The 14082-nt window shown below is 50.7% G+C and carries 11 protein-coding genes and 3 pseudogenes; all 14 read left to right on the forward strand.

The genetic code is table 11. From position 1 onward, the window contains the following. A partial coding sequence (locus CKF42_RS20110; RefSeq protein WP_146239964.1) for a type VI secretion system Vgr family protein occupies positions 1-1309 on the forward strand: 1309 nt, incomplete at its 5' end. Positions 1310-1417: 108 nt separating this feature from the next. After that, a complete protein-coding gene (locus tag CKF42_RS20115; RefSeq protein ID WP_111209041.1) occupies positions 1418-2197 on the forward strand; it encodes a hypothetical protein in 780 nt (259 codons plus the stop codon). A 332-nt stretch (positions 2198-2529) separates the two neighbouring features. Then, a complete protein-coding gene (locus tag CKF42_RS20120) occupies positions 2530-2892 on the forward strand; it encodes a hypothetical protein (RefSeq protein WP_111209042.1) in 363 nt (120 codons plus the stop codon). A 150-nt stretch (positions 2893-3042) separates the two neighbouring features. Further along, positions 3043-3354 (forward strand): hypothetical protein, encoded by a 312-nt coding sequence (locus CKF42_RS21395; RefSeq protein WP_233501068.1) that lies wholly within the window; start codon positions 3043-3045, stop codon positions 3352-3354. Between the two features lie 470 nt (positions 3355-3824). Beyond that, the gene (locus tag CKF42_RS20130) at positions 3825-4673 is read left to right on the forward strand and encodes a hypothetical protein (RefSeq protein WP_111209043.1); all 849 of its coding nucleotides are present in this window, start codon (positions 3825-3827) and stop codon (positions 4671-4673) included. 14 nt (positions 4674-4687) lie between these two features. Next, a complete protein-coding gene (locus tag CKF42_RS20135) occupies positions 4688-5128 on the forward strand; it encodes a DcrB-related protein (protein ID WP_009090722.1) in 441 nt (146 codons plus the stop codon). Positions 5129-5131: 3 nt separating this feature from the next. Continuing rightward, positions 5132-9556 (forward strand): RHS repeat-associated core domain-containing protein, encoded by a 4425-nt coding sequence (locus CKF42_RS20140; protein WP_111209044.1) that lies wholly within the window; start codon positions 5132-5134, stop codon positions 9554-9556. Further along, a complete protein-coding gene (locus CKF42_RS20145) occupies positions 9556-9765 on the forward strand; it encodes a hypothetical protein (RefSeq protein WP_223817217.1) in 210 nt (69 codons plus the stop codon). The genes CKF42_RS20140 and CKF42_RS20145 overlap by 1 nt, the downstream gene beginning before the upstream one ends. Positions 9766-10022: 257 nt before the next feature. Further along, positions 10023-10849, forward strand: a pseudogene (locus CKF42_RS21400) (RHS repeat-associated core domain-containing protein); the annotation flags it as partial. Positions 10850-10876: 27 nt separating this feature from the next. Next, positions 10877-11077, forward strand: a pseudogene (locus CKF42_RS21405) (enterotoxin A family protein); the annotation flags it as partial. A gap of 1 nt (position 11078) precedes the next feature. Then, on the forward strand, positions 11079-11480 hold the full coding sequence (locus CKF42_RS21410) for a hypothetical protein (RefSeq protein ID WP_146239965.1): 402 nt from the start codon (positions 11079-11081) through the stop codon (positions 11478-11480). 512 nt (positions 11481-11992) lie between these two features. Further along, the gene (locus CKF42_RS20160) at positions 11993-12955 is read left to right on the forward strand and encodes a hypothetical protein (protein ID WP_111209046.1); all 963 of its coding nucleotides are present in this window, start codon (positions 11993-11995) and stop codon (positions 12953-12955) included. Then, a complete protein-coding gene (locus CKF42_RS20165; protein WP_111209047.1) occupies positions 12955-13536 on the forward strand; it encodes a hypothetical protein in 582 nt (193 codons plus the stop codon). The genes CKF42_RS20160 and CKF42_RS20165 overlap by 1 nt, the downstream gene beginning before the upstream one ends. Positions 13537-13918: 382 nt before the next feature. Further along, positions 13919-14082 (forward strand): annotated as a pseudogene (locus CKF42_RS20170) (DUF1611 domain-containing protein); the annotation flags it as partial.

The following is a 14082-nucleotide window of genomic DNA, read 5'->3' on the forward strand; positions in this document are numbered from 1 at the left end:
GACGGAGGAGGGCATCAGCCAGTGGTCGCTGTCGGAGAGCGTGACGCCGGGGATGTACAGCACCGACGACTACGACTTCCGCAAGCCGAACGCGTGGATGCTGCAGGCGCGGCAGAACCCGGCGTCGCCGGTGCCGGGCGCGGTGGACGTCTACGACTGGCCGGGGCACTTTGTGGACCACAGCCACGGCGAGTCCTACGCGCGCATCCGCCAGGAGGTGTGGCAGGCGGAGCACCACCGCGTCAGCGGGTCGGGCACGGCCACCGGCATCGCGCCGGGGTACACCTTCTCGGTGCTCAACGCGCCGCACTTCAGCGACAACGGCGAATACCTGGTGACCTCGGCGAGCTATGACTTCGCCGAGAACCCCTACGCCAGCGGCGACGGCGGGGAGAGCCGCCACAACATTGACTTCACGGTGCTGCCGTCGTCGGTGACGTGGCGCACGCCGCCGGAGACGCCGTGGCCGAAGACCCACGGCCCGCAGACGGCGAAGGTGGTGGGGCCGAAGGGGGAGTCCATCTGGACGGACCGCTACGGGCGGGTGAAGGTGAAGTTTCACTGGGACCGTCTGGCGAAGGGTGACGACACCAGCTCCTGCTGGGTGCGCGTATCGAGCGCGTGGGCGGGCCAGGGGTTCGGCGGGGTGCAGATCCCGCGCGTGAACGACGAGGTGGTGGTGGACTTCATCAACGGCGATCCGGATCGTCCGCTGATCATCGGGCGCGTGTATAACGAGGCGAGCATGCCGCCGTGGGCGCTGCCGGCGGCGGCGACGCAGATGGGGTTCCTGAGCCGGTCAAAGGATGGCACGGCGGACACCGCGAACGCGCTGAGGTTTGAGGACAAGGCGGGTGAAGAGCACTTCTGGATTCAGGCGCAGAAGAACATGGATACCCATGTTAAAAATGACGCCAGCCATTCAGTCGCTAATAATCACAGTCATTACGCAGGTGGCAATGAGCTCTACCGTGTCGAAACGAACCGTGTCCACGGTGTAAAAGGTGGCGAAGAGCAGCTGACCGGTAAGGGTAAACTTGATGCGGTAGTCGATACCTACGTAGTAGGATCGGGCACTCAACTTCGCCTGGAATGCGGAGAGAGCGCTATCGAACTCAACGCGAATGGCCAGATAAATATCGTCGGCAAGGGATTCAATATTTTCGTGCAGGGCGATGGGCATATCACCACATCCGGCGGCAAACTGAATCTGAACACAGATGGCGCTAAACCGGGCACAAGCGCCCCGGGTTCAGGTCATAAACAGAACATCAGCCAGGCCGTAGAAAACCTTTTCCCGCCGAAGTAGAACGGTGAAAAATGGGCTCATATTACTGGTGGAGATATTACTCAGATGGCTCCACCAGACGCTATGACCAGGAGGTTACCGAATTTTAAGATTATTTCAGGTAAATAAATGAATTTATTTATTAGATTGCTTTTTTTAGGTTTTTTTACATGTGGCTCATCAGGCATTGCTACAGCATCGGATACCCGGGCGTCTTATGCTCAATATAATAGCCTCAGTAGTGTTTCAACTATCTTCAACGATCAGAAAGTTATTTCCAGTTTAAAAACTGTTTTGGGTGATGATTACAGTGATTTTAGCCAGAATTTTGATGTTTTTGGCGAACCCCATAAAACAGTGAATGGTGGGATATTCGTCGAGGGCTGGTTAAAAGATCTTTATCTGGTTCAGGCATCGGCTTTTGTGATACAGCCTGACGGTAAAGTCTATGCTGCATGGATTCTGCCTGAAGATAATAAAACACATTATGTGAGCAATGATCGTACAAATAGCAAAATGCAGGAAGACATTGCGAACTGGGCAAAACGTTTTGGTAAAGAACAGTTAATAATTCCCGATAAAGTCCAAAAAGAACTTCAAAATAGTAGTGAGAAGTTTTTCGAGACCGCAAAGTTCAGAATTAAAATAATGTCGCTCTGTGCTGAGGGTACGGAGTGTAATGATGTTAGTTACGAGGGAGTCAGGAAATCAGATGGGGCAATTGTCAGATTAAAAGGGAAAGCCACGAAAAGTGATTGTGGTCAAGCAACCTGTCCTGTGCTGGCTTATAAATTCCGAAATTATGACGCGGTCTATATTATCAACAATGTGATTAGCAATCTTACTGTTGTTGTTAATAATAACATTGTATTATCTGAGGACGGGAAGTGGGAGAGTAACCCCAAATAAACGTATTATCGCGTAGTGGTTGCTGACTTCTGCACCACTATTCGTGATTTTTATCCATCATTTTTCAGCAAGGCTGGACCCGATCATAGTCAGAATGTGTTGGTCAGTAAATGTGGTCAGGGTACGGTCGTTGACAGTGATAATCAGCACTGGTTAAATTATGATGCGGATGAAAGACATATCTCTTTTCAGCTGGGTAGTAAAAATTCAGCCATATTATGATGACGCTCAATTCAAATGACTGAAAGTAACAATGCATGACATTTCATACAGGATAAAATTATATTTTATTATTTTGATATGGATGTTTTATCAGGCATGTCAGGGGGGATATGTTTAAATTTCTATTGTTGATTGCCTTTTTATGTCCTCCGGCACTATTTGCCAATGAGTTCTGCCACATTTTGAGCAACGAAGCTAACAATAGAGGTGTTCGTTTTGACAATGCCGATAATGTCTATAAGGTCGGCGGAAAAGGCAGGTTGCACTTTTATTCTGCTCCCAATGAAAAATGTATAGAAAAAGACGTTTTTGTTGTTCCTGGTAATGAGTTATATGCTTATGTTGAATATGGAGAATATTACAGTGTAATGTATGTTTCTGATGACGGGAATCAGGTTGATGGCTGGGTTAAAAAAGACAGGCTGGTTGAAACAAAGTATGGTATTGCACCTGATTATGATGCCCAAAAATAGGCATTGCACTTTTTAACCGAAATGGTAATGAGAGTCACTGCATTATGGATGAAAATTTGTGGTGACATTTACAATCGCGTTGGTATTGAAATGTTCTCAACAGCTGAAATAACAGGGTCAATAATGACCTGCAAAGTAAAGGTTAATTGAATGCTTAAGGCGGGTTTAGCGGTTTTGCTGTCAATCTCCTCATTGCCCTTGTTTGCTTCTGATAGCTTTACCGGTCATTGGAGTGGGCAAGAAAAAAATGATGACGGATCACTCTTTTCTACTTTAACTTTAAAGCTAAAGCAGAATCATAATAATATAACAGGGAGGTATTGTTATGTTACCCGAAACGGTAACAAAATAGATTGCCCTGAAGAGGATGGAATGAATATTCAAGGCATTGCAAATGGAAATAATGCTTTAGTTGATTTTGACTCTTCTTTTGGTGGAGTAAAGGGAAAGGCAAGTTTATAAATTAAAAATGATAAAATTTCATGGAGGTTAATTAAAGAGCCTGAGAGTGGCGATTTCTACGCTCCAGAAACTTACACGCTAGAAAAAGAAGTTAATGATGGGGGGTTAAAGCCGGATGTAAAGGTTTTTTCAACACCTGAATTTACCGTTACGCTATTAAACGGTTGCGGAGATTTTTATACCATATGTGATAAAGTAAAATACTCAGGCCTCAGAAATAAAGATGGAAAGCAAATCACTCTCTCAGGTAAAACCACGCAGTCAGTTAACTCAGACAGGGCTGACGGGATGATTTTCAGTAATGGCAGTGTGGATTATGTTGTGAGATTTAATCCGCTTGCGTTAAAAGTAACACAAGGGGATAAAATACTTTTGGATCAACGTGGTAAATGGGAGTAAAAGTTAAAGGTCTCTTTAATCCCTGCCTGAACATTAATTCATTTTTTTATTATCCACTCCGATAAAATATAATGATTGAGAATCGCTTTTTAACCAACTTTATAATTGTGCCTGTTCTTCTCTTTTTATCCTGCATTGTCAGGGCTGAATCCGGCACGGAGTCGCCTGCTTCTGCTCTTAATGAGGGGGATTTTTCGGTTCTGCTTAATGACTATGTTTTCACGCCCGGCGATATGTGGAGTGACGAAAGCTTTGTACGCGCAGGCGAGGCACTGAGCTCCGATCTGGCTGGAGAGGTAGTGATCGATAATCAGCAATATAAATATTTCCAGCATACCTATAACGGGTTTAAGTTGTTCAGCGCGGCGGCGGCAGGAAAGGGAATGCACCCGATTCTGGCTGAGATTCTTTTAGGAAATGCCAGCGTGCCGACGGCCCGAAATATCATGGTTGGTGACAGCCTGGAAAAGGTTCAGCAAGCCTATGGACCCGGAAAAGAAGATAACAGTGATAATCAGCACTGGCTTGTTTATCAGTCGGGCAAAAAACAGTTGATGTTCCATATCGTTCAGGGAAAAGTCAGTGACATCATGCTGAAAACAGACCCGGGTGCAGAGCAAAGCGAAATCAGCCCTGACCAGGCTATCGGTATCGCCACCGAAGCTATTCATACCTGGCACCTGACCACTCTCGATGATAAATGCCTGCGTTATGATCTCGATGAAAGCCGTGAGAAAAACTTCTATATCATCACGGTCCGTGAAGATAATCGGGATATCAGTTGCGGTGGCGACCCTGATATTTCGCACCGACTTTTTGATATTAAAGTTGCGCGTGATAATACGCAGATACTCACTAACGCCGATAACGTTGATGGTGATTATCGCGACCTCAATTCTCCTGCCACAAACAATGAATAAGACGGACATCCGATATGCATTACCAATTCAATGAGGGCGCTTTTGCGCTTTTTCCTGCTGCCTGGCAGGACACCACCATGAATATTCTGCGCGATGAGGCCAGTGGACTGGCGTGGGTGGTGAGTCGTGGTGTTATTGCAGAAGGCAGTGATGCAGAAAAAGAGTTTCAGCGTCAGTGGGACACATTGCGCAGCCAGATGGGGCACATTCAGCAGAGTGAATTTGTTCCTGTGATGGCCGGTGTGAATAACACCTTACCTGCGACAGAAGTTGAAACCCTGTTTGACCGTAACGGACAACAGGTGTGGCAGAAACAGCTGGCTGCACAGGTTCCTGAGTCGAACATCTTTATGATTTTTACGCTCTCCGCGATGCGCCCATTCAATGAGGAAGACGGTCAGCGCTGGCAGGCTTTCAAACAAAGCCTGAGTCTGAATACGCCACGGAAAGATTAACTTATGGATAACCATGCGGCCCGCGTGGGCGACGAGATCATTCATTCCAGCATTTTCGCTGATATCACCAGTGTTGTGGCTGAAGGGGCGGCTTATGCCGTCATCGGGGCTGCGGTAGGAGCGGCGGCAACACTGGCTGCGCCTTTACTGGGCGCCGGCATGGCGGCGGCCGGGGTTGCCGCTATCGGTTCCAGCTGTCTGCTCAGCGGCATCATTGGCGGTGTGTTAGCCAATGCTGCGGGCCTGTCGGACGACATCTCTGAAGCGGCAGAGGGGCTGGGCGACATGATATTCCCGCCTTCACCCGCCGGAGTGATCGCCAGTGGTTCAGACAACGTACGCGTGAATGGTCTTATGGCCGCACGCGCGGCCGGGATGATGACGCCGGGTGAGACACCGCCACCGGAACCGCAATCACCGCAGAGCTTCGCGGACTACGGCGGCATGCTGCTCTCTGCGGTGGGCCAGTTCGGCAGTGCTATGTGGCAGCCCACGGTCGCCTCTGCCGATGCGGGGAGTTCTCCGCTTGAGCAGGATAAAGTGGCCTGTGAAAAACACAGTGCGCCGCAGTATCTGGCTCAGGGTTCGAAAAGCGTTTTTATCAATGGCCAGCCTGCGGTGCGGGCAAAGGACAAAACGACCTGTGACGCCACGGTAAGTGATGCTGTTTCCCCCAATGTCATCATCGGAGGTGAGACCGTTACGGTCAGAGAGATCAAAAGTGGCAAGGTGCCGGGTCTCGCGGTGATGATGATTGGCCTTTCGCTCATACGCGGTCGCCCCAGCCAGATCCTGAAAAATATGCCCTGCGCGCTGGCCGGTGCGGCGGGCGGCATGATGGCGGATATGTCCATCAACGCCGCCTTCTCATCGCTATTCCCGGTTCATGCCGCAACCGGCGTCAAAGTCCTTAATGATGAGGCCGAACGGGATTTCTCTCTTCCCGGCCGTTTCCCGCTCAGTTTTCAGCGCAGCTACAACAGCCTGACTCAGCGCGCAGGCCTGTTCGGTCAGGGCTGGGCCACGGTGTTTGACAGCTATCTGACGCTGGAAGGCAACCGGGCAACCTGGTTTGACGACAACGGGCGCGAGCTGAGCTTTGACGTTCCCGGTGAAAAAGAGGTGCTCTACAGCATCAGCGAAGGGCTGATGGTGCGGCGCAGCGAGACTGGCGATATCGCCATTGCCGATGACGACGGTGCGGTATGGCGTCTTTACCGGCGCACGGCCGCCGATCCGCAGGTGCTGCGGCTGGCGTCACTCAGCGACGAGTACGGCAACGCGCTGGAGACGGGCTGGGATGAACAGGCCCGTCTGGTCCGAATCCATGACGCGCCGCTGGCAATTGACGTCACGCTGCACTACGACGACAGACAACATCCGCGACGGCCGACGTCAGCCAGCCATTTTGATGGCGAGCAGCACTGGCCTCTGACGCGCTGGACCTACAGCCAACAGGGCCAGCTTGCCAGCGTGACCGATGCGGCAGGCGTTGTTACCCGCCGGTTCCGTTACAACGACGACGGACTGATGGTCTGGCATCAGCTGCCCGGCGGGCTGGAAAGTGAATACCGCTGGCAGAAGCTGGATCACTGGCGCGTGGTTGAGAACCGCACCAATAGCGGCGACGGCTGCCGCATGCATTACGATCTTGCGGCGGGCATCACGCGCGTGTCGACCTATGACGGTCAGCAGCGCGAACACCACTGGAACACCGCGGGCCTCATCACCTGTTTCATCGATGAGCGTGGCGAGAAGTGGCGCTATGAGTGGGATGAAAACGAACTCCTGACGCGCCGCATCGATCCGCTGGGCAACGCGGTGAGTTTCACCTATGACGATCTGGGCAACCGCGTTGAAGAGAAAGATGCTGACGGCGGTGTGCAGGCGGTGCAATGGCTGTCACACCGTTCACTGCCCACGGTAGTTGCCGGAGCGGATGGTTCCACGACGAAATACTATTATGACCCGCATCACGGTCTTGAGCGCGTCGTTGATGCGCTCGGGCAAAGCATGTTCTATAAGCGGGATGAGTCCGGACTGGTTGTCGAAGAGATCGATGCAGCAGGTAACAGCTATCGCCGGGAGTTTAACGATGCCGGACAGGTTATCCGTGAAACCGACTGTTCAGGGCTGACCACGCGCTACCGTTATCATCCTCTGGGCTGGCTCAGCTCTGTCACCGCGCCGGATGGTGAAGAAACCCGTTATTACTATGACGCCGCAGGCCGTCCTCTCCAGCTGGAACGCGCAGAGGGCTGGGAAGAGCGACTGCACTGGAGTGAAAACGGCCTGCCGCTGGCCCATGAGTCGGCGGATGGCAACCGCAGTGAATTCCGTTACGACAATGTCGGACGACTGATCGCCAACCGCAACGCACAGGGCGAGACAGTTCAGCGAAGCTGGGACAGCCGTGGCCGCCTCACGGCACTCCAAAACGAGAACGGTGAGCAGTACCAGTTCGAATGGGGCGCAGACTCTCTGTTGCTGGCTCAGGTGGGACTGGATGGTGTTGCCACGCGATACGACTATGACGCGGCGGGCCGCACGCTATCGCGTACCTTTGCCGCCGGCCATCCTCAGGCCATCACCCATCATTACCACTGGAGCCGCGCGGGGCAACTGCTGGCGCGAACCACGCCGGAGGGGCAGACGCGCTATCACTACAGCGGTGGCGGCCAGCTCGGTAAAGTGTCGCAGCATCTGCCGCTGTCTGACACCGAGTGGAGTCAGCAGGCCGAGCAGGAGATTACCTTTGAATATGATGCGCTGGGCCGCATCATTGCTGAACAGGGGGAGCAGGGCGAACTGGCGTGGGCGTATGACGCGCTGGGTAACTGCACGGCCTTAACCCTGCCGGATGGTCGCAACCTGAAGCAGCTTTATTACGGTAGCGGCCACTTGCTGAGCATCGCACTGGACAATCTGCCGGTCACCGAGTTTACCCGTGACACCCTGCACCGGGAACTGAGCCGCACGCAGGGCGGCCTGACTATGCGTAGCGAGTATGACCGCTCAGGCAGACTGCGCCGCTGTGACGTGTTCAGAGGTGAAGCACAGCGACCTGCGCCGCGCATCTGGTCCCGCCGGCGCGACTTCGATTACGGTAACAACCTGATCCGCGAAGAGCGTGACGATAATCCGTTCAGCCAGACGTTATGGCACTACGATAACGCCGGCCGGCTGTTGTCACAGGACGGTGCGCAGCCGGGTAATGAACAGTGGCGTTGGGATGGCGCAGGCAACCCGCTGGATCGCCATAGTGCCGCTCATGTCGTGCATAACCGTGTCACCGCACTGAACGGTATCCGCTGGCAGTACGATATCCATGGCCGCACCACTGAGAAAGATGACGGCCAGACCCGCTGGCGCTATCGCTACGATGGTGAGCATCGCCTGACGGAAGTGATCAGCGAGCCGCGAGACCGCAATAAGCCGCGCACAAAGGTGAGTTTTCGCTACGATCCGCTGGGACGTCGCATCAGTAAAACCAGCCAGCAGCTGTTGCAGGGCAGGCCGTCAGGGAACGCCGTCACGACGCGCTTCGTCTGGGAAGGCTACCGGCTGCTGCAGGAGATCCACGACGGCACTCCGCTGACCTACGTTTACAGCGACAGCCAGAGCTATGAACCGCTGGCGCGTATTGATGGTGTGGAAAGTCCGGAGGTTTACTGGTTCCATAATGCGGCCAACGGAATGCCGGAGCTGCTGACTGACGCGGAAGGGCAAAAAGCCTGGGAAGGGATCAACAGCCCGTGGGGCAAACTGCTGCGCGAATCCAGCCAGCGGCTGCCTGTCGTGCAGCAGAACCTGCGTATGCAGGGCCAGTACCTGGATCGGGAAACCGGACTGCACTACAATCTGTTTCGTTACTATGACCCGGACAGCGGACGGTTTACCCAGCAGGACCCGATAGGGCTGGCGGGCGGGCTGAATGAGTATGCTTATGCACCGAACCCACTGAACTGGGTTGACCCGCTGGGGCTGAGTCGGTGCAGACCGGATTTTTATGTGGGGCCAGAAGGACCGAAAGCAACAATGCCAGCCACTGCATATCGCTATATGAATAGCTCTGACTCATATGCCGCTAAAACAATGGCAACTAAATCAGCACCATTAAGTTATTTTGGTTACACAAAATATAAATCTGGTAGCGAAGCAAGAGATGCTTATCAAATTTTTTATGAAAAAGGTAATATGAAATCATGGAGCGATGCTAGGTTATTAGGTGAGTTTGATACTCTACAGCTTTATAAAAATGGTGTCCCGCAGGTTAAAGTCCCGCTTGCTAATGGTGGTGATGGGCCGGGGTATGAATTATTTACAAGTGCTTATCCTCAATATGGGAAAGGTGGTGCTGTTCAGCTGCTTCCTATTGATAAAGGCTATCCTGTTGTTTTCGACAAAGTTAGTGTATTACCGGAGTAATGATGAGTCGTGAAGAGTTAGTTAATTATTTGGAATATCTGATTAATAAATACGTGCCTTCGGAAAAAAAAGAGGTTTTTTCTTCTCGATTATCAAAAGATGATATACCAGTAAAAGATATTTTATCTGATTTTAATGAGTTAGCAGTTGACTCTATTGAGGATGCAGATGGTGCACTGATTAGAGATATATATTTCCATTTTTGCTGATAAAAACCCGAAAAGTATCCTATTTATCCTTCCGGCTCTATTTATAGCCGCCGACCTGAGCCAACACCGCCAGCGACTGCTGGCGGTGTTGGCTCCCTCTGGTGCTATTCTGGCTGTCTATGCTCATGACGAAGCTAAGTCTCTTAGCGGCTGTTGGGGATTAGCACCAGACAGCCTTCAGCTCTTTCAGGCTGACGCCCGTTCCTGTGTTAAATCCCACTTTTGCCAGCCACTGTCCGGCGAGACTGAGCTGCGGCATGCACAAACGGGTCACCGCTCTGAATGGTATCCGCTGGCGATATCGCTACGATGGTGAGCATCGCCTGACGGAGGTCATCAGTGATCCGCGGGACCGTAACAAGCCGCGCACGAAGGTGAGTTTCCGTTACGATCCGCTGGGACGTCGCATCAGTAAAACAGCCAGCAGCTGTTGCAGGGCAGGCCGTCGGGGAACGCCGTAACGACGCGCTTCGTCTGGGAAGGCTACCGGCTGCTGCAGGAGATCCACGACGGCACTCCGCTGACCTATGTTTACAGCGACAGCCAGAGTTATGAACCGCTGGCGCGTATCGATGGCGTGGAAAGCCCGGAAATTTACTGGTTCCATAATGCGGCCAACGGGATGCCGGAGCTGCTGACTGATGGTGAAGGGCAAAAAGTCTGGGAAGGGATCAACAGCCCGTGGGGCAAACTGCTGCGCGAGTCCAGCCAACGGATGCCTGTCGTGCAGCAGAACCTGCGTATGCAGGGCCAGTACCTGGATCGTGAAACCGGACTGCACTACAATCTGTTTCGTTATTATGATCCGGACAGCGGACGGTTTACTCAGCAGGACCCGATAGGGCTGGCGGGCGGGATCAACCTTTACCAGTATGCGCCTAATGCGCTGGGTTGGGTGGATCCGTGGGGGTTGAGTAAGTGTGAAACGGGTTTTTTATATCGGGGTGATAAAAGGGCACCAAATGTTATTTTTCGCGAAGGATTTAAACCCCTTGGCGATAGTTTAGATCTTCTTTTACATGCCAGAGATAACAGATCACCACCGAGTCATTTCGTCAGCACATCATCCGATATAGAGGTAGCGCAAAATTTTGCTGCACGAGATGAACAAAAAGGCTTTGTTTATGCTATTCGAGCACAACAAAACGCCATTGATGTTAATAAAGCGTTGGGTAAAGATACTCCGTTCCCTGATGAGATTGAAATGGCTGTTCCCGGTGGGATCTCAAGTAAAGATATTTTAGGGGTTACTCCGGTGAACGGGGATAGTAGTTTTGTAGGATTCAGTTTTATAAATTTTTTCGGGGGGTAACTTGAGTTTAAAAAAAATAAATTTAACCTGTATGTCTGATGGTATAGTGCATGATGTTGAGGTTCACCTGATATCTGATAACAAATGCGCTATGAGTGTTTATATTGGAAATAAATGCCAGTTAAATGCTGACGGTGAGGATTTTTTTGAGTGCTTTAAAAAGATAAGAGAGTTAGATAAGCAAATAGTTTATTATTGCAAAGGTGCTAAAGTTAATGTCATCCCTTCGAGAATGACAAGGCAAATGACCAAAGGGTTGAGTGCTTATGAAACGACTTTAGGCGTTCCAGCGCGTAGAGAAAACTTAGTTAATATATTCGACTATGAAAATGAGGGGTTAGCATCCGATCCATCTGAGCAAGATCAATATGAAGCGAAGTGGTTTTCATCATTAAGCAATTAAATTTATTTCATTTTAGCTTAAAAGCTTAAAAGCTTAAAAGCTTTAAATGCTTTTAAAATAACCACTTATTGTTTATGTAAATCTTTATGCTGAGAGGGCTTTTCATTACAATCTTTTACGCTATTGTTACTTGGTGGATGATTATTTAAAATAGCGGAATCTAGTGATGCTGGCGGGGAATTAAATAACTACGGCTATGCGCCGAACCCGCTAAATTGCTTACATCAGCTTGTATCGATTAATTTTAGCCTAGATGGTGAATATAGAGGGATTGGAAAATTTAATTTTTTCATCCTTAATACTAATAGTGGATATAAAATTTTGGTAACCATGCAGGATATAATTATGTATCTGGTTTTTAGTTGCAATACAAAATTTGATGTGGATTTTTTATATTTCATCTCAGGTAGTAGAATGTAGGATGAATTTTAAACTGCGCTTTAACCTCACTGGAGAAATACGAGATGCTTGGAAGAAACCTTTTTATTATCTTGACCTTATAAGGAGATAAAATGAACTTATCAGGAATGAATCCCGAAAATAACTTACCGGGTTATGACATCGCAAGAATGACCGGTTATGGGGCACCTGATTTTGATTTTAAAGCGCTGGGTGCAGCAATGGATTGTACCCGGGAGTTTTATCAGGCTGGCATTGTCTATGCAGATGGCGCACAGCGTTATCTTGTTCGACCTGGTAAGCGTCATCCCAATGGTCAAAGTGGTATCGTCACACATCTGATTGTGACCAAAATGCCCAAACAGGCAACCGTATCAAATACGGGTAAGTCACTTACTGAGGCAGTTAGCGCGACCTCAATGGGAGCGGAGATTGCCTCGACCGTGCTTTCCTGTGGCGCAATGATTATTACAGCTGGCGTGGCGGTTATCGGCGCTTCAGCAACGCCTATAACTGCCGGGAGTAGCAGCGTGCTTGTTGGCATTGGTTATGCCGGCGCTGCCGCTACGGGATTGCAATGTGTTAATGGGATTTACCGGGTTTATGATCTTGTCGAAAACGGTGGCGAAAACGTCGCATGGCTGGACTCACAGGATTGGTATGTTGCCACTTCAACGTCCCTTGACCTCATTTCACTTGCCAGTGTGGGCGGAGCATTAAAAGAAGCTCTAGCAACATGGCGAGCGATGAAATCGGTCTCTTCTTTAAAAGCCACGGAGTGGCTCAGGAACTATCCAAGGCAGGACCGGGCGCGCCTTACTGAACTAATCATCCGTGCTCAAAATCCGGGTATAAGTAATAGAGAACTCAAAGCCGCCATCCGTGCAGGACTTTATCCAAAACGTTTCCCTGTCGAGCCGGTGCAAAGAGAGCTTGTTAAACAACTTTCGCAAGTGGTAACGAGCGCAGCTGCTGTGGCTGGCAGTGCTGTTAGTGGTATCATTGCTGCTCCCGGTAACGTGCCGCGCACCGGGCGCTATATAGTGGGAACCATTCAATCTTTGGCGGTATTTTAATGCAATTTTTATCATGGCTTGTTGGACGTCATATCACTGAACTCCTGCAACAGGGACGCGAACTAGATCAGGCAATCGCACGGCAGGATAATTCCATACTTGCCCGATCCACTCCCGAGCTTGAGCGTTATTTTAAACAGCCTTCTGAGTCGCTCCCACGGCAAAATGGCTTCCCGATTGCAATAGTGCTGATGCTGTTGCTGGTTGCATTTGCTTTTAATCTGTTGACGTTTCTGCACGCATTACCTCCTATTACTCCGCAGATACATGCGTTGAGTTTTTTTGTTCCCGCAATCCTCCTTATCGGCACGCTACTCGCGGCCAGCTATCGGCTCGCGCGAGGCCATACATCTGCTGTGGCAGGACTGACTTACGTCTGGGCGATATTGCTTGTATCGACCGTTTTGCTATTAAGCTACAGCGTTGTTACGGGTAGCCACTCCGGCCTGTGGCTGCTTCTGGCCCTTGCTGCTTTGTGGGGTGCTCGCTGGATACTCAATGGCCAGGCTTTCATCCTGTTTGCCATTTACTGCCGGACACAGCGCCTTGCCAGTGTCGCCCGGCAGCGTCGTATGAAATAACCCCTGTCTGTCCGTGTTCTGTTATCGCGGAACAGTCGTTCCGCGACCCTCTTTTTTCTCTCAGACTAAAAGCAAAAACCGGGCGCAGGCTGCCGCCGGTGAGTATTGATGTAAAGAAGAGCCCGGAGATATACAGAGCAGCTTTGTCATCGTAGCGGCATTTCCTTCCTCCTGCCCCCAGACACGATCTTTTTCCTATGACCCGCTCCCGGTTTAAGTCCCTCTGACGCTCACTTCCGCCGGAATAATCCCCGTATCATCACTCTTACCTCTGACTATAACCTGCCGTTATACCCTCCTGCTAAACAAGCATTCGTCACCTTTCAGAACGCATGAAATAGTGGTTTCAGAACCTGATCTTTTGGCTGAAACGAGAGACAACATGCTAATTCCACAACCCTATTTACTCTTTCTTGGCGATGTGACCGATCCCCTTGCGGCAAAAACGGCGCGCGGTATTCATATCTGGCGGCCGGAGCAGTGCGTTGGCGAAATCAAACTGCCGGGCTGCACGGTCAGTCTGGGTCTGGATGAACTGGATATTTC

Origin of the sequence: Pantoea sp. ARC270, assembly GCF_003236725.1 — a bacterium.
Taxonomy (GTDB): Bacteria; Pseudomonadota; Gammaproteobacteria; order Enterobacterales; family Enterobacteriaceae; genus Pantoea; species Pantoea anthophila.

Bases quoted from the DNA above. Each gene is read 5' to 3' on its own strand.
- CKF42_RS20115 (WP_111209041.1), top strand. From the start codon at position 1,418: ATGAATTTATTTATTAGATTGCTTTTTTTAGGTTTTTTTACATGTGGC.
- CKF42_RS20120 (WP_111209042.1), top strand. From the start codon at position 2,530: ATGTTTAAATTTCTATTGTTGATTGCCTTTTTATGTCCTCCGGCACTA.
- CKF42_RS21395 (WP_233501068.1), top strand. From the start codon at position 3,043: ATGCTTAAGGCGGGTTTAGCGGTTTTGCTGTCAATCTCCTCATTGCCC.
- CKF42_RS20130 (WP_111209043.1), top strand. From the start codon at position 3,825: ATGATTGAGAATCGCTTTTTAACCAACTTTATAATTGTGCCTGTTCTT.
- CKF42_RS20135 (WP_009090722.1), top strand. From the start codon at position 4,688: ATGCATTACCAATTCAATGAGGGCGCTTTTGCGCTTTTTCCTGCTGCC.
- CKF42_RS20140 (WP_111209044.1), top strand. From the start codon at position 5,132: ATGGATAACCATGCGGCCCGCGTGGGCGACGAGATCATTCATTCCAGC.
- CKF42_RS20145 (WP_223817217.1), top strand. From the start codon at position 9,556: ATGATGAGTCGTGAAGAGTTAGTTAATTATTTGGAATATCTGATTAAT.
- CKF42_RS20160 (WP_111209046.1), top strand. From the start codon at position 11,993: ATGAACTTATCAGGAATGAATCCCGAAAATAACTTACCGGGTTATGAC.
- CKF42_RS20165 (WP_111209047.1), top strand. From the start codon at position 12,955: ATGCAATTTTTATCATGGCTTGTTGGACGTCATATCACTGAACTCCTG.